Origin of the sequence: Polaribacter aestuariivivens, from assembly GCF_005885675.1 — a bacterium.
In the GTDB taxonomy this organism is placed as follows: Bacteria; Bacteroidota; Bacteroidia; order Flavobacteriales; family Flavobacteriaceae; genus Polaribacter; species Polaribacter aestuariivivens.
In genome coordinates, this window is sequence record NZ_VANR01000004.1 from 57,126 (window position 1) to 72,573 (window position 15,448).

Genomic DNA, 15,448 nt, shown 5'->3' on the forward strand with positions numbered 1-15,448 from the left:
GTTATAGTCTTAATAAAAAATTATCTTTATTTAGTCCACTTGTATGATATTGCCAGTTTATGGTAACTACGTTTGAGAGTACTTTTTTTAACTGCTTAAAGTCGTTTGGTTTTTTTATGTACACATTAGCTCCCATAACAAAGGTGTTTTCTATATCTTCTTCAGAAGCAGAAGTGGAGTAAATTGCTATTGCAATATCTTTAAAACGAGCCTCTTTTTTAATTTCTTGTAAACACTGTTTACCAGATTTTTTGGGCATATTTAAATCTAAAAATAAAATATTGGGCAGCAAGCTGTTTTCTTTATTTAAATAATCCATGAGCTCAACACCATCATTAAAAGTAGCTACTTTGGTATTTATTTTTAATTCATCAAAGGCTTCTTCAAAAAACAAACGATCATCTTCATCATCGTCTGCTAAAATTATAAATACATCTTCTTCTTGCATTGTTTAGCTATTTATTTTCGTTACTTAATTCTCTTCTTTTTGTAATTATTCTTTGAAAGGCAGAAGGAGTAATACCTGTTGTGTTTTTAAATTGTGTGCTTAAATGTGCAACACTAGAATAATTTAGTTTAAAAGCAATTTCTGTAAGAGTTAACTCATTATTTGTAATTAACTGTTTTGTATATTCTATCTTTTGAAGAATTATAAAGTTTTCTATAGATGTAAAGGTAACTTCAGAAAATAAGTTTGATAAATAACCATAACTATGATCTAATTTTTCAGCTAAATACACAGAACTTTTTACGTTAATATTAGTATCGTCATTAAAAACCATATCTATAATAGTGTCTTTAATTTTTTGTACTAAAATACTTTTTTGATTTTCTACAATTTCGCTTCCGTATTCATTTAAAGCATCATTTAAAGCGTCTAATTTTTCTTGAGAAACTTTTTCTGTAAATTCAATTTCACCAAACCCTAAAACTTTGTATTTAATTTCGAGTTCGTTTAATTTTTCTTCTAAAAGTTTATTACAAATTGCTGTAAAATCAAACTTTATAAATATTTTCATCTTTACAATATTACAATGCTAATATAATAGATATTTACATATATTTAATTTATACCTTCGTAAAAAAATAATGATAAACTCCAACATCAATTAATGGCAAACAATACAAACTTTTATAAGAACTTGAAGTTTCATAATATTGCGTTAAGAGAACTTTTAAAGAGTGAAAATTTATTTAATTCTGTACCAAATAATTGGACAGTTGTGGTTACAGACATTGTAAACTCTACAAGTGTTATTAGAAAAGGAAAACATAATGATGTTAATTTGGTTGCAACTGGAAGCATTATTACCGTTTTAAATAAAATAAAAACAATTGACTCTAATATTACAATTCCGTATTTTTTTGGTGGTGATGGAGCAACCTTTTTAGTGCCTGACGAAATTTTAAGTTCGGTTTTTTTAGCGCTAGAAAATTATGCTAAACACGTAAAAAACAACTTTAATTTTACCTTAAGAGTTGGTAAAATTGCAGTTAGTGAAGTATATAAAAGTGAAGCTACAATTAGAATTGCGAAACTAAAATTAAACCCTTTTTTAGTAACTCCAGTTGTTATTGGAAATGGATTAAAATATGCTGAAAAATTTATAAAAGACAATTTCAACACTTCTTTAGAGGTTTCTTATAAAAATGTTCCAATTGATTTAGAAGGTATGGAATGTAGATGGGATGAAATAGAGCCTATTAGTGAAGATAAAAAAGTAATTTGCTTATTGGTAATGTGCAAAAATGAAACCAAACAAGCTGAAATTTTCACTAAAATTATGGATGAAATAGATTATATTTTTGGTGAATTAAGCGAAAGAGCACCTATAACTACTGTAAAACTAAAATTAAATACTTCTTTAGCCAAAATTAAACATGAAATGTATGCACGTTTAGGAAAATTGGATAGAAAATATTTGATTAAAAACTGGTTAATTACCAATTTCGGAAAACTTTATTTTAAATATTTTAAAGCCGGAAAAGAGTATTTGTTTAAAGTATCTCAATTATCAGATACCATTATGTTAGATGGTTCTATAAACACTGTTTTTTCTGGAAATGAAAATCAAATAAATAAGCTAAAATTGTTATTAGATAGTTTAGAGTCAGACAGAGAAATTATTTATGGAATACATGCAACGTATGCATCTATAATGTCTTGTTATATTGAAGATAGAGAAGAAAAGCACATACACTTTGTAGATGGAACTGAAGGTGGTTATACAAGTGCAGCTGGCGAATTAAAAAGAAAATTAAACGCTCATACAGCATATTTTTGGAAATAATTTTTAAAACAAAAAAGCCGCTAATTAGCGGCTTTTTTTATTTTATGTAAGAAGTGCAATTCTAGTTTTCACCAGCTTGTGTTTTTACATCTTCAATCATTTTATCGTTTGGAACAATAGCAACATTTACTCTTCTGTTTTTTGCTCTTCCACTTTCTGTTGTGTTATCATATTTTGGTTGTTCTTCACCATACCATAAAGTATTAAATCTGCTGCTTGCCAAACCTTTGTTTACTAAAAAATTAGTTACAGATTTTGCTCTCTTTTCAGATAAAGCCATATTATATTCGGCTTTACCAGTGTTATCTGTATGCCCAACAACTAAAATGTTGGTATCTGGAAATTCCGCAAATACGTTAGAAAGTTTGTTTAGTGTTGCCTGAGATTTTGCGTTTATGTTTGATTTGTTTGTGTCAAAATAAACACCACTATTTTCATCAAAAGTAACAACAATACCATTATCTACTCTTTCTACTTTAGCTCCAGGAATTTCTGTTTCAATTTTTTTGGCTTGTTCATCCATTCGTTTACCAATTAAAACTCCTGCTCCACCACCAATTACACCACCAATTACAGCACCTAATTTACTGTTATCTCCACTACCAACATTGTTTCCAATAATGGCACCAATAATGGCTCCTGCACCAGCACCAATTACACCACCTTTTTGTTTGTTATTTGCATTTTTAGTTGCTTCACAACTAGAAAAACCTAATGTTAAGGTAATTGCAATTGCAAAAATTGATATTTTTTTGATTAATTTTTTCATAATATTTATTGTTTTGTAAAGTTCATATTAATAATAAATGGAGTTCCGTTAACAGTTAAATTTTGTTGCCATTTCATACTGTTTTCTGATAGCTGAGATAATTCGACCCTAAAACCTACGTTATTTTCGTTATTTTTTGGCTTCAATAAAAAATCGTAATAACCAGAAACTTCATTAATTTCTTGAATTACAAAAATGAATTCTCTTTCTCCAGCAATACAGTTCTGATTATTTACAGTGTAAACTCCTGTGTTGTTATTTGGTACAAATTTCCATGTACTACCTTCTAAACACTCTTTAGAAGCATCATTAAATAAAGTTACATTATAATCTCCAGTTTTACTATAAGTTATTTTGTTTAAAACCCAGTTTCCTTTAATTGTTTTTTCTTTAGATCTTACATTTTTAGATGCGCCACAAGAAAATAGTGTGAGCGCAAATATTAAAATCATTATTTTTTTCATAATTAATTCTTTTTTTAGATATACAAATAAACAACAGATATTGTAATAATTGTAACTCTAAAGAAAAAAAAATGGATGCATATGGATTTTTAATCTTTTGAAATGATTTTTTTATGTTTTATGTAGATTTTGAAAAACTAAAAGTCGACCAAAACTAACTTAAATTTAGCTTTGGCGACTTTTTAAATAAATAAAGTCTGCATTAGGGGAACGTATATAGCTCTATAAATTATCTTTTGTAAGACGTAATAAAACTATTAATAAAAGATAAGTTTATTTTTTATTTTCTTTAAAATGAGTAAATTACTCGATAAACGACCAAAAGAACACTTTAAAAGGTTTTTTAAAAGTAAATTTCTTGAGCGAGCCTAAAGGTGTTTGCGTGTGCGTTTACAATCATATTAATATCTGGTGAATAGCCTCCACCCATAGAACACATTACAGGAATTTTTAAATCGAAACAGGTTTGTAAAACAAATTGGTCTCTTTTTTTACAACCTTCTACTGTCAACCCTAATTTACCCAACTTATCAGTTTCAATAACGTCTACACCACATAAATAATAAATAAAATCTGGCTTTTCTTGATTGATAAGTTTTGGAAGTGTACTTTTTAAGGTGTCTAAATATTCGCTATCATTCGTGTTGTTTTCCAAAGGAATGTCTAAATCACTTTTTTCTTTTATAAAAGGATAATTGCTTTTTCCGTGCATTGAAAATGTAAAAACAGAGGTATCATTTTTAAAAATTTCTGCTGTTCCATTTCCTTGATGTACGTCTAAATCTACAATTAAAATTTTATTTGCTAGCCCTTTATTTTGAAGATATTTTGCTCCAATTGCTTGGTCATTTAACATACAAAAAGCTTCTCCGCGATTTGAAAAAGCGTGATGTGTACCACCAGCAATATTCATCGAAATTCCATTTTTTATGGCAAATTCAGATGCTTTCATAGTTCCATCTGCAATAACCATTTCTCTTTCTACCAAAACTTCAGATAAAGGAAAACCAATTTTTCTGGCTGCTTTTTGAGATAGTGTAATGTTTAGTAAATCAAAAAAATATTCTGGGTCGTGAACTGTAAAAAAATGTTTATTATTTGGTATTTCTGGTTCGAAGAAGTTTTCTTTTTTACAAGTTCCTTCGTATAATAGTTGTTGTGGTAAAAGGTCATATTTTTCCATAGGAAAACGATGGCCTTCTGGTAATTCGTGTTTATATATTGGATGATATGCTATTTTTAGCATTCACTAAGTTTTATTTTAAATCAACAATAATTTTTTCAGAAATAAATGTACCGTTATTTGTAACTCCTTCTATAAACAAGTTTACTTTATTTTGTTCTTTCTTTTTAAATTCTAAATAAATTTTATTATTATCTATTGCGTTTTTCGGTAACCAACTAACAACACCATAATTTTTAAAGAAGTTATTTTTATAATTAGTATACTTTGGTTCATAAAATTTTTTAGACTCACTAAATGTTACTGGAAAAACTAAAGAAACTGCTGTTTCTTTTTCTTTGTAATTTAAAAGTGGGTTTGTTTTTATTCTTACAGCACCCCCAGGTCCTAACCTTAGGCCTCCTGAAAAATCATTTAAATTAACATCTATATATTCTACATCATATAAAAAATAATTAAATAATGTAAAAGAATCTTGGACTAAAAAACCATCTAAATAAACTGCAATTGCTGTTTTATCTCTAGTATTTATAGCCGTAAAAGTTCCATCTTCAAAATTATCAAAAGCAAATACACCCGGTTTTTCATTAAGAAATATAGATAAAGGCATATTTCTTTCAATTTTATTTAACACAAAAAGTCTACCCATTGTTTTTTTTCTTAAATCTTCTATCTCCTTTTCTCTTTTGTTTGCCTTAATTATAACTTCATCTAATTTTGTTATTTTGTTTTGGGCGTAAAACTTAAAATAGTCATCGTAAGAATTGTTTTTTTCTGAGTTATTTTGTTTCAATGAATAAGTAATATTAAGACTTGGTATTATAGCAGGAAAGAATTGAGCATAAAGGGCATTAGGTTTTGATACTATTCCTTTTTTATTCATACTCGAAACATAAAGATTTTTATCACCTTCTGGGTAGTACCCCTTAAGTTGTATAGCCTTTATAGGTTCATCATATTCAATAATTCTTGATCCTTTATTACTCGTATGATGCACTAAATAAGATCCTTTTTTCCCAGAATTAGGGATGTTTAGCTTGATATTTATTCCATTTTCAAAAGGATATATAAATTCTTTTTTCTCATTTGGCCAATTATGACTGCTCCATCCTTGGGTAATTAATAGATTATCTAAGTGATGTTTTTTTTCATTATTAATATCTTTAAAATAGTAACCACCATCTTCCACAAAAGATTTAACATATGGCTGTATTAATGTTTGAGATATTATATTGTGTTGCTTTATGTAAGATTTAGTTTTTTCTGGAAGAATAGATACACTCACATTACCATCTGTTAATTTATTTATATCTGATAGCGTTAATGTTGTTGAAATAGTATCTTTGTTTTGTTCTGTTTTAAAATTTGTAACTTTTGAAATTTCTAAACCGTGATAATTAAAGAATAACCTTTCAGCTACTACCAATCTATTTTCGTTTAATAGAGCTATTGTATTTACCCCTTTTGGTAATTTTTTTAATTGTAAAACTCTCTTAATGCTATTGTTTTTATCAAAATTTAATTTAAAAGATTTAGGTAAATTGCTATTTATTTTTAAAAAATAAGTTTTATCATTAATTTCCTTAAGTGTTCTGTTATTTGTGTTAATAGAAATAAAAGCTTCTTGGTCTACTTTAGAAACCTGTAATACAACTCCTTTTTCTTTTGCTGTTTGTAATAAATTAATAGATGTTTTTTTATTTAGATGATTTATGGTTACGTTGTAAGAATTTCCTTTTTTTAATAAAAAAGAAAATCTACCTATTCCTAATTTGTTTAAATTAAAAGTTCTAATAACTTTATTATTTTCTAACAAAACGCCTTTTATATTTGGCACACCATTACCAAACTTATCTTTTACAATTACTCCAATGGTATTCGTGGTATTATATAATAATGTGCCACTTTCTGGTAGGAGTTGGGCATCTATATCTACAGTATTAGAATCGATTTGCTGAGGAGTTTTATTATCTAAGACCGTAATTTTTTCAACAAAATAGTTTTTGGCTTCAAAATTTAGCATCCAACTCGTATACGCTTTAAAAATATAGTTTCCTGCATTAAGCGAGTCGTCTAAAATAAAATTACCTGAAGCAATACCGTTAGAAACTTTAATAAGTTTACTTTTTATAGTTTTATTTTTTTTATCAGATAAAGTACAATATAAATTAGATGTTTTTGAAGAAAGTACTTTGGTGTTTTTATTAAATACGTAGGCTGTAAAACCAATATGCTCTCCTTTTATATAGGTAGATTTATTTAAATGTACATAAACTGTTTCTTCTTCTGAAAAAGAGTTTTCTATGATGTTTGATTTATTTTGACTATTTATGTTTGAAAATGATAAAATAAATAAAGAAAATAGGATAATTTTGCGAAAATTAAGGTGTTTGGTCATAAGTATTGTGTTTTTTGTAAAAATTACATCAAAAATCATACCAAAAAATCAACTAACCTCTTGCCCGTTTTTAACTTTTTGCTCTGGTTCTACAAAAGCCAATTTTCCATCAGGTGTATCTGTCATTAAAATCATTCCTTGGCTTTCTACACCTTTAATTTTTCTTGGAGCCAAATTTACCAACACAGAAACCTGCTGACCAATGATGTTTTCAGGAGAAAAACTTTCTGCAATTCCTGAAACGATTGTTCTGGTATCTATACCGACATCAACCTTTAGTTTTAAAAGTTTTTTGGTTTTAGGTACTTTTTCTGCTTCTAAAATGGTTCCAATTCGAATATCTAATTTTGTGAAATCTTCAAATTCAATGGTATCTTTTTGTGGAACAATCGTTTTTTTCTCTTGTTCGTTTGCAATTTTAGTAGCCTCTAATTTTGCTACTTGTTCTTCAATGGTTTTATCTTCTATTTTTGAGAATAATAGTTCTGCTTTGTTAATTTGATGACCATCTGAAATTAAAATATCTTTATTAGAAATATCTTCCCAAGAAAGCCCTCTCGACTGCGCTCGAGATGACAAATTAAGAATAGATTTTAATTTATCCGAAGTAAAAGGTAAAAAAGGTTCAGAAACAACTGCTAAAGCAGCAGCTATTTGTAACGCAATATACATAATTGTTTTTACGCGTTCTTCATCTACTTTTATAACTTTCCAAGGCTCTTCGTCTGCTAAATACTTGTTTCCAAGTCTTGCTAAATTCATCAATTCTTGCGATGCTTCTCTAAAACGATATCTTTCAATAGATTTTCCAATGATGTTCGGAAACTCTTTTACAGCAGCTAAAACATCTTCATCAACTTCTGTAAAATTGTTTGGAGTAGGTATAATGCCCTGGTAATATTTGTTTGTCAAAACGACAACTCTATTGATAAAATTACCAAAAATAGCAACCAATTCGTTGTTGTTTTTTGCTTGAAAATCTTTCCAAGTAAAATCGTTGTCTTTACTTTCTGGTGCGTTTGCAGTTAATGTATAACGTAAAACATCTTGCTGATTTGGAAATTCTTCTAAATATTCGTGCAACCAAACTGCCCAGTTTTTAGAAGTTGATAATTTGTTTCCTTCTAAATTTAAAAATTCATTGGCTGGCACATTATCTGGTAAAATATAATCTCCATGCGCTTTTAGCATGCTTGGAAAAATAATACAGTGAAAAACAATGTTGTCTTTTCCTATAAAATGCACCAGTTTAGTATCATCTTTTTTCCAATAATCTTCCCAATTTTTTCCTTCTCTTGCAGCCCATTCTTTGGTAGATGAAATGTAACCAATTGGCGCATCAAACCAAACATACAACACTTTTCCTTCTCCACCTTCTACAGGAACTGGAATTCCCCAATCTAAATCTCTGGTTACAGCTCTTGGTCTTAATCCATCTTCTACCCAAGATTTTACTTGCCCGTAAACATTTGGTTTCCAGTCTTTTTTATGTCCTTTTAAAATCCACTCACGTAAAAAAGCTTCATGTTTATCTAAAGGTAAAAACCAGTGTTTGGTTTCTTTTACTGTAGGGACATTCCTTGTAATTGCAGATTTTGGATTTATTAAATCAGTTGCATTGTGAGACGTTCCACAATTTTCACATTGGTCTCCATAACTTTCTTCAAAACCACATTTTGGGCATGTTCCTACCACAAACCTATCAGCTAAAAACTGATTCGCTTCAGCATCATACAATTGCTCTGTAACTTCTTCTATAAATTCTCCTTTATTATATAAATCAACGAAAAATTCTGAAGCAGTTTCATGATGAATTTTTGAAGAAGTTCTCGAATAATTATCAAAAGAAATACCAAAATCTGCAAAAGATTGTTTGATGATACCATGATATTTATCGATAATATCTTTAGGAGAAACACCTTCTTTTTTGGCTCTCATAGGAATAGCAACTCCATGTTCATCTGAACCACAGATGTACGCAACATCTTTACCTGTTAAACGCAAATAACGCGCATAAATATCTGCAGGAACATAAACACCTGCTAAATGACCAATATGAATAGGACCATTTGTGTACGGTAAGGCTGCTGTAATTGTATATCTTTTTGGAGCACTCATGTGTTCTTTATATTTATTATGGACTAATTTTTGAAGTGCAAAAGTACAAAAAACCGAGTTTTAAAAGTCATTGAAAATAGATACATTTACAGTAAGAAGGTATTTTGACTTTTAGAACCCAGAAACAAGACCAATTTTGAATTGTAAATTAGTTATTTCACTTATTTTTTTGATGATTTTTTCGTCTATAAACTCACAAGAAAATATTGATTCTTTAAAAGTTAAAACAAATCCTATTATTTTTACTGACTTAAATGTAGGTTATGCAAATGGAGCCCTAAAAGGAATTTCTGGAGGTATCAGTTTAAATTATCAAGCAAAAGATAACTTATTTAAATTTCGTTTTTTCCGAGTTGAAGATATTGAAAAAATAGAATTTTTTTTAATTTTCCCAATTAACTCAATTTATACGACTTTAGATGAATATGCTTTTCTTTATGGAAAAAGATATATAGATGATGGTTTTTCGTATCATTTTTCTGGAGGTATTTCTTACAATAAAGAAAAATACCATAATAATGGTAACGTTACAACAAAAGGTTCTTTTATTGGTTTTCCTTTAGAAATAGGTGTTGGTTGGTTTAAATCTAAAAAAGAAAGGTTTCGAGTTTTCTATGGTTTAATACCTGTTGGAAAACCTACAGGTTTTGGTCGTTCTTTTGGTATAAAATTATACGCTAATATTGCTAAAAAATCTTATGTTGGTCTTGGTTTAAGTGTTGGTTTAGGTTGGCATAAAAAATATTAAATATGAAAAATATAATAAGTACAATATTATTTTTGATGATTTTCTCATCAATAAAAGCACAAGAAAAATTAGTTACACCACCTTATTTAAAAGTTGGAGATACCATTGCAATTGTTGCTCCTGCTGGAATTTTAAAAAACCGACAAGCAACTGTTGAAAAAGCGAAGCAATTGGCAGAAAGTTGGGGTTTAAAAGTAGTTTTAGGAAAAAATATATTCAATCAAAATAATCATTTTGCAGGAACAGATATGGAGCGTTGCGAAGATTTTCAAAAAGCTTTAGACAACCCAAATATCAAAGCAATTTGGGCTGCAAGAGGTGGTTATGGTTCCGTAAGAATTTTAGATTTATTAAATTTTAACAACTTTAAAGAAAACCCAAAATGGGTAATTGGATATTCTGATATTACTGCTTTTCACAACCATATTCATAATTTGGGTGTGGAAACTATTCATGGAATGATGGCAACCAGTTTAGAGGAAAAACCAGAAGAAATTATACAGACAATTGCAAGTTTTAAAAAAGTGCTTTTTGGTGAAGCATTAAAATATGAAATACCATCTTCTAAATACAACAGAAATGAAGTTTTAGACACAGGAATTTTTATTGAAGGAGAATTAATTGGTGGAAATTTAGCCATTTTAGCTTCTATGCTGGGTTCTAAAAGTCAGTTAAATACTGATGGAAAAATTTTATTTATTGAAGAAATTGGCGAGTATAAATATTCTATTGATAGAATGTTACAGAGCCTAAAACGCGCAGGATATTTTAATAATGTACATGCTGTTATTGTTGGTAATATGACTTCCATTAAAAAAAATACAACAAAATGGGGGAGTTCTATTGAACAACTTATTTTAGATGTTGTACCAAAAGGAATACCTGTTTTATTTGATTTTCCTGCAGGTCATGAAGCAGATAACAGAGCTTTAATTTTTGGACGAAATGTGAAAATTGAGATTGATAAAAAACAATATTATGTGAGTTTCTAGAACTATATAATTGTTTTTATCTCAATAATTGTGTATTCTATTTGTTCAGAAATTCTTACAAATTTTTTTGCCATTACTTCTTCTATATTTCTATCATTATTCCAATGATCTTTTGTTAAATAGGCAATTAAATTAAAACCCTTAAATTTTGGTAAAGTTAATTCAAAATCAATTTTATTTACTTTCTCTTTAATTTTGGGTTCTAAATTAGATTTTTTTAATGTTTTCTTAAACTTATTTACTTCTAATTTTAAAAGTTACAATTCATTTTCATCAACTAAATTATCTTCTGAATAACGCAAACATTCAGTTTTAAGAAATTCTAAATAGTTAAGTAAGTTTTCTATATTCATTTTTAACAAATGTAAATAATAATCTATAAATTAACACTTTGGTATTTCAAATGATAAATTTTAACTGAAAACTGCCAACTGAAAACTTAAAATGGCACAACACAACGAACTTGGTAAAAAAGGAGAACAACTCGCAATTGATTTTTTAATTAAAAACAATTATAAAATTCTTGAAAAAAACTACCGTTATTTAAAAGCGGAGGTTGATATTATTGCTCAAAAAAATAATGTTTTAGCTGTTATAGAGGTAAAAACAAGATCTACAGACTATTTTGGAAATCCGCAAGATTTTGTAAACCCAAAAAAAATAAAACTTCTACTTTCTGCTATTGATTATTATGTTGTTGAAAAAGATTTAGATGTAGAAGTACGTTTTGATATTATTGCCATTATTCACCAACATAAAACCACAAAAATTGAACATTTAAAAGACGCTTTCTTGTACTTTTAAAGTTTATTTACAAACTCTTTTACATCAATAAACTCCTCTGGTTTTGCAATAATTTTTTTGTTTTTATCTAACACAAAATATGTTGGTGTTGCGTTAATATTATAGGTTCTTGCAATTTTATTTTCCCACTTATTTAAACCTAAAACATGATGCCAATTTGGTAAAGTTGCTTTCATGTTTTTCCAACCAAAATCGTTTCTTTCTAAAGAAAAAGCAACTACTTTAACATCATTTTTGTCTTGTAAAAATTTATGTAGTTGTGGTATTTCTTTCAAACAATGTGAGCAATCTGTACTCCAAAAAATCAACACATAATTTTCTGCTTCGTTAAGTGTAGAAAGGGCTAAATTTTTACCATTTTCTTTCCAAGAAAAATCTGGAGCAATTCTGCCAATTTCAGTTGCAAATAGTGCCTTTTTTTCTTTTAAAAAGTCTTTGTTTTGTAAATTTTCAGATAGTTTTTCGTAATGATTTTCAAATAGAAAATCTATCAATTCTAAATTTTTTGAATTTTCAAATTGGGCAATTAAAAACTCAATAACATCTTTTTTAAAAGTAGCGTTTGAAATTTTGTCAAACACTGTATTTATAGCATTTTTATATAGTTTTTGCTGGGTTTCTTTATTATCAGAATAATTTATGTAAAAAACGTAATCTGCAATTCTATCAACTAAGAATGAAGAATTGATAAGTGTTTCATCATTAAAATCCATATTATCAAAAAAAGTACTTGTCATATTTGTCATATACTCCTTTGCTGTTGTTTTTATTTCAGGAGGATTTACTCTTAAAGTCGCTTTAATAAAAGGTTTTACGTACATTTCATTAGCATTTGTTAAGTATTGTTTCTGGATTGAATTTACTTTATTAAATGCTTTTTTATAAGCTGATTTTAAATCTAAATTTGGATTTCTTATAGCTGTTATCTGAATGGAATCTAAGGTTTGTTGTGCTGTAGAAATTTCAGACAGGTAATCTTTATAATAAATATTTTCTTTTGAAGTTGAAAAAGTAGCAGACTGCTCAGGGTAATCTGGATGAAACGCAAAAGCAACGTTTTCTTTATTAAAAATAAAATCTACAAAACTTACACCACTAGTTCTGTAAGTGATTCTGTAAAAACCTGCTTTGGTATTTTCTGGTAAATCGAATTTAAAAGTTCCAATAGCTTGTTTTTTACCGTCAATTAAAAGTGTGTCTTTTTTAATGGTTGCATTTTGTACGAATTGCTGTCTTGCGCCTTCAATTTTATAAAGTATTACCCAATCTGTATCTAAAGCAGCTGTCATGGTTCCGTTTATTGTAAATTGTGCCTGCGCTAAAGAGGAAATTAAAAATATTATTGCAAGTAGTTTTTTCATTTTTATAAGTTGATTTTTTCGTACTTTAATTTCTTTTCAAGAAGTATACCAAATGTACTATTTCTCAATGAAAAAGGGTATATTGTCGCATAAAATATAACAAATGAGTTTTTCAAACAAAGTAATTTGGATTACTGGTGCGTCTTCTGGAATTGGAAAAGCATTGGCTTTAGAGCTATCAAAACAAGATGTAAAAATTATCATATCATCAAGAAAGAAAGAAAGTTTAGAGCTTGTTAAAAATGAATGTAAAAATCCACAAAAAGTAAAAATTATTACTCTAGATTTAGAAGAGTATGACACATTGCACCCGAAAGCAGCTGAAGCCATCGCTATTTTTGGAAAAGTTGATATTTTAATTAATAATGGAGGAATTAGTCAACGTTCTTTAGTTGAGAATACTCAAATTTCTGTTGACAAACGTATTATGGATATAAACTACTTAGGTACAGTAGCTTTAACCAAAGCAATTTTACCGTACTTTATTGAAAATAAAAGTGGGCAATTTGTTGTTACAACAAGTATTGTGGGTAAAATTGGCACACCTTTACGATCTAGCTACGCAGCAAGTAAACATGCTTTGCATGGTTTTTTCGATTCTTTAAGAGCAGAAAATCATCATCATAATATTGCAGTTACATTAGTTTGTCCTGGTTTTATAAATACAAATGTTTCTAAAAATGCATTAACAGGAAATGGAACTCCACAAGGAAAAATGGATGTTGCAACAGGAAATGGAATGTCGCCAGAACGTTTAGCAATTTTAATGTTAAAAGCAATTAAAAATAAAAAAGAGGAAGTTTATATTGCTGGCGCAAAAGAAAAATTAGGTGTTTATGTTAAGAGGTTTTTTCCAAAATTATTTTCTATTTTGGTAAGAAAAATGAGTGTTACTTAAAAAATTATTCAAAAAAGTTTAAATCTTCAAAGTAATTAATAATTGCCTCTTTCATTAAAACAGTTTGTTCTCCAGGTTTTAAGTTAGGTAACTCTGTAAGTATTTTATAATGTGGCCAACCTTCATCATCAAAAAAATCAAATTCGTAATAACCATAAGATTCTAGCAGTTTACAAATTGCAATATGCATTAAATTTACTTTTTCGTCTTTTTTAAATTTACGATGACCTTGTCCAAGTTCTTGAACACCAATTAAATAAATAATACCATCCATATTTAACTCATCTCCATCTGCAAATTGATTTGTTAGTTTTGTAGTTAAAAAATCCCACTTTTCTTTTAGGTTACTTATTTTTGGCATATTATTTCAATTTTACCGTAAAGATACAACTGCCATTTTTAAAATTTAAAAAAAAAGTGTACGTTTGAAGAAATTATTTGAATGAATATTTTTGACATTATTATTGCTGCTTTACTGCTTTTTGGGTTCGTAAGAGGTATCATGAAAGGGCTTTTTGTTGAGGTTGCCTCTTTAGTAGCGTTAATAGCGGGTGTTTACGGAGCCATACATTTTTCATATTTTATTGGAGATTTTTTAAAAGAATCCGTATCTTGGGACGAAGAATATATTTCGTTAGCAGCCTTTGCAGGAACGTTTATAATTATTATAATAATTATTGCTATTTTAGGTAAAATATTAACCAAATTAGCAGATTTTGCTGCTCTAGGAGTTTTAAATAAAATATTAGGTGGCGTCTTTGGCGCCTTAAAAATAGGTTTAATTTTAAGTATAGTTTTTATCTTTTTTGGTAAAATGAACGATACTATTCCTTTTGTTGAAAAAGAAACGATTGAAAAATCTATTTTATTTGAACCTGTTAAAAAAATTGCCCCCACAGTATTTCCTTCAATCATAAAAGAGTATGAAGAAGAGGAAAAATCCCCTACCATAAACATATAAGTATTTGCAGTTTTTAAATAAATTGCTTTTAAATTTTTAAAATGAAAAAATTATATTTTTTAATAGCTTTTTTAAGTGTAGGAGCATTAATGTCTTTTACAGATAAAGATAAAGATTGTGCGATTTTAAAAAACAATACTTTTACGTACAGAAATGGTAGTGAAGATGTGATTGTTATTTTTAAAGAAAATGATCATGTAGAGTATCATAATGATAAAGAACATTTCATAAAATCGGATATTGAATGGGTAAATGATTGTGAGTATTATTTGGTTATTAAAGAAAGTACTTTACCAAATTTTCCTTTTAAAATGGGAACAAAAATGCATATTAAAGTAACTAAAGTAAGAGGTAAAAAAGTTTATTATACCTCTACGTTAGGTGGTAGATCTTGGGATGGAAGGCTAACTAAAAGAAAGAATACAGAGTTTTAAAAACACACTAAATAGTTCGTTAATAAA

15 protein-coding genes and 1 pseudogene are annotated in these 15,448 nt (G+C 28.1%); 7 read left to right on the plus strand and 9 right to left on the minus strand.

Translation table 11 applies throughout. From position 1 onward, the window contains the following. Position 1: 1 nt before the first annotated feature. Positions 2–448 carry a response regulator gene (locus FDT66_RS08285; protein ID WP_138535711.1) on the minus strand — a complete coding sequence of 149 codons (447 nt, stop codon included), beginning with the start codon at positions 446–448 and terminating at the stop codon, positions 2–4. A gap of 7 nt (positions 449–455) precedes the next feature. Next, a complete protein-coding gene (locus FDT66_RS08290; RefSeq protein ID WP_138535712.1) occupies positions 456–1,019 on the minus strand; it encodes a helix-turn-helix domain-containing protein in 564 nt (187 codons plus the stop codon). 93 nt (positions 1,020–1,112) lie between these two features. Here FDT66_RS08290 and FDT66_RS08295 point away from each other — a divergent pair, with 93 nt between their 5' ends. Beyond that, positions 1,113–2,291, plus strand: a complete 1,179-nt coding sequence (locus FDT66_RS08295; protein ID WP_138535713.1) for a DUF3095 domain-containing protein — start codon at positions 1,113–1,115, stop codon at positions 2,289–2,291. A gap of 61 nt (positions 2,292–2,352) precedes the next feature. On the opposite strand, the gene FDT66_RS08300 is transcribed toward FDT66_RS08295, so the two are convergent. The 5 genes and pseudogenes from FDT66_RS08300 to metG form a co-directional block, all read right to left on the minus strand. Then, positions 2,353–3,060 (minus strand): OmpA family protein, encoded by a 708-nt coding sequence (locus FDT66_RS08300; protein ID WP_138535714.1) that lies wholly within the window; start codon positions 3,058–3,060, stop codon positions 2,353–2,355. Positions 3,061–3,065: 5 nt separating this feature from the next. After that, positions 3,066–3,524 (minus strand): lipocalin family protein, encoded by a 459-nt coding sequence (locus FDT66_RS08305; RefSeq protein ID WP_138535715.1) that lies wholly within the window; start codon positions 3,522–3,524, stop codon positions 3,066–3,068. A gap of 343 nt (positions 3,525–3,867) precedes the next feature. Then, positions 3,868–4,770 carry a histone deacetylase family protein gene (locus FDT66_RS08310; protein ID WP_138535716.1) on the minus strand — a complete coding sequence of 301 codons (903 nt, stop codon included), beginning with the start codon at positions 4,768–4,770 and terminating at the stop codon, positions 3,868–3,870. A 10-nt stretch (positions 4,771–4,780) separates the two neighbouring features. Next, positions 4,781–7,105, minus strand: coding sequence for a hypothetical protein (locus FDT66_RS08315; RefSeq protein ID WP_138535717.1), 2,325 nt, complete (start codon positions 7,103–7,105; stop codon positions 4,781–4,783). A 48-nt stretch (positions 7,106–7,153) separates the two neighbouring features. Further along, positions 7,154–9,229 (minus strand): annotated as a pseudogene (metG, locus tag FDT66_RS08320) (methionine--tRNA ligase); the annotation flags it as partial. A 166-nt stretch (positions 9,230–9,395) separates the two neighbouring features. Here metG and FDT66_RS08325 point away from each other — a divergent pair. From FDT66_RS08325 to FDT66_RS08335, 3 genes are all read left to right on the plus strand, one after another. Beyond that, complete coding sequence (locus FDT66_RS08325) at positions 9,396–9,971, plus strand: hypothetical protein (RefSeq protein WP_138535719.1); 576 nt, start codon at positions 9,396–9,398, stop codon at positions 9,969–9,971. A 2-nt stretch (positions 9,972–9,973) separates the two neighbouring features. Beyond that, positions 9,974–10,963 (plus strand): S66 peptidase family protein, encoded by a 990-nt coding sequence (locus FDT66_RS08330; protein ID WP_246034803.1) that lies wholly within the window; start codon positions 9,974–9,976, stop codon positions 10,961–10,963. A 444-nt stretch (positions 10,964–11,407) separates the two neighbouring features. Next, positions 11,408–11,767: a YraN family protein gene (locus FDT66_RS08335; RefSeq protein ID WP_138535720.1), complete on the plus strand. Its 360-nt coding sequence runs from the start codon at positions 11,408–11,410 to the stop codon at positions 11,765–11,767. Here the strand turns inward: FDT66_RS08335 and FDT66_RS08340 are convergent. Next, entirely contained in the window at positions 11,764–13,128 is a 1,365-nt protein-coding gene (locus tag FDT66_RS08340; RefSeq protein WP_138535721.1) for a TlpA family protein disulfide reductase, read from the minus strand. The two genes, FDT66_RS08335 and FDT66_RS08340, sit on opposite strands and share 4 nt — an antisense overlap. Before the next feature lie 103 nt (positions 13,129–13,231). Here FDT66_RS08340 and FDT66_RS08345 point away from each other — a divergent pair, with 103 nt between their 5' ends. Further along, a complete protein-coding gene (locus FDT66_RS08345) occupies positions 13,232–14,026 on the plus strand; it encodes an SDR family oxidoreductase (RefSeq protein ID WP_138535722.1) in 795 nt (264 codons plus the stop codon). Between the two features lie 4 nt (positions 14,027–14,030). On the opposite strand, the gene FDT66_RS08350 is transcribed toward FDT66_RS08345, so the two are convergent. Next, positions 14,031–14,387, minus strand: coding sequence for a hypothetical protein (locus FDT66_RS08350; protein ID WP_138535723.1), 357 nt, complete (start codon positions 14,385–14,387; stop codon positions 14,031–14,033). An 81-nt stretch (positions 14,388–14,468) separates the two neighbouring features. Here FDT66_RS08350 and FDT66_RS08355 point away from each other — a divergent pair, with 81 nt between their 5' ends. Together FDT66_RS08355 and FDT66_RS08360 are read left to right on the plus strand one after the other, a co-directional pair. After that, positions 14,469–14,987, plus strand: coding sequence for a CvpA family protein (locus tag FDT66_RS08355; protein WP_138535724.1), 519 nt, complete (start codon positions 14,469–14,471; stop codon positions 14,985–14,987). A 41-nt stretch (positions 14,988–15,028) separates the two neighbouring features. Further along, positions 15,029–15,421 (plus strand): hypothetical protein, encoded by a 393-nt coding sequence (locus FDT66_RS08360; RefSeq protein WP_138535725.1) that lies wholly within the window; start codon positions 15,029–15,031, stop codon positions 15,419–15,421. The last annotated feature ends 27 nt before the right edge of the window (positions 15,422–15,448 follow it).

Excerpts from the sequence above, each read along its gene's own strand:
- FDT66_RS08285 (WP_138535711.1), bottom strand. The coding sequence starts at position 448 with ATGCAAGAAGAAGATGTATTTATAATTTTAGCAGACGATGATGAAGAT.
- FDT66_RS08290 (WP_138535712.1), bottom strand. The coding sequence starts at position 1,019 with ATGAAAATATTTATAAAGTTTGATTTTACAGCAATTTGTAATAAACTT.
- FDT66_RS08295 (WP_138535713.1), top strand. The coding sequence starts at position 1,113 with ATGGCAAACAATACAAACTTTTATAAGAACTTGAAGTTTCATAATATT.
- FDT66_RS08300 (WP_138535714.1), bottom strand. The coding sequence starts at position 3,060 with ATGAAAAAATTAATCAAAAAAATATCAATTTTTGCAATTGCAATTACC.
- FDT66_RS08305 (WP_138535715.1), bottom strand. The coding sequence starts at position 3,524 with ATGAAAAAAATAATGATTTTAATATTTGCGCTCACACTATTTTCTTGT.
- FDT66_RS08310 (WP_138535716.1), bottom strand. The coding sequence starts at position 4,770 with ATGCTAAAAATAGCATATCATCCAATATATAAACACGAATTACCAGAA.
- FDT66_RS08315 (WP_138535717.1), bottom strand. The coding sequence starts at position 7,105 with ATGACCAAACACCTTAATTTTCGCAAAATTATCCTATTTTCTTTATTT.
- FDT66_RS08325 (WP_138535719.1), top strand. The coding sequence starts at position 9,396 with ATGATTTTTTCGTCTATAAACTCACAAGAAAATATTGATTCTTTAAAA.
- FDT66_RS08330 (WP_246034803.1), top strand. The coding sequence starts at position 9,974 with ATGAAAAATATAATAAGTACAATATTATTTTTGATGATTTTCTCATCA.
- FDT66_RS08335 (WP_138535720.1), top strand. The coding sequence starts at position 11,408 with ATGGCACAACACAACGAACTTGGTAAAAAAGGAGAACAACTCGCAATT.
- FDT66_RS08340 (WP_138535721.1), bottom strand. The coding sequence starts at position 13,128 with ATGAAAAAACTACTTGCAATAATATTTTTAATTTCCTCTTTAGCGCAG.
- FDT66_RS08345 (WP_138535722.1), top strand. The coding sequence starts at position 13,232 with ATGAGTTTTTCAAACAAAGTAATTTGGATTACTGGTGCGTCTTCTGGA.
- FDT66_RS08350 (WP_138535723.1), bottom strand. The coding sequence starts at position 14,387 with ATGCCAAAAATAAGTAACCTAAAAGAAAAGTGGGATTTTTTAACTACA.
- FDT66_RS08355 (WP_138535724.1), top strand. The coding sequence starts at position 14,469 with ATGAATATTTTTGACATTATTATTGCTGCTTTACTGCTTTTTGGGTTC.
- FDT66_RS08360 (WP_138535725.1), top strand. The coding sequence starts at position 15,029 with ATGAAAAAATTATATTTTTTAATAGCTTTTTTAAGTGTAGGAGCATTA.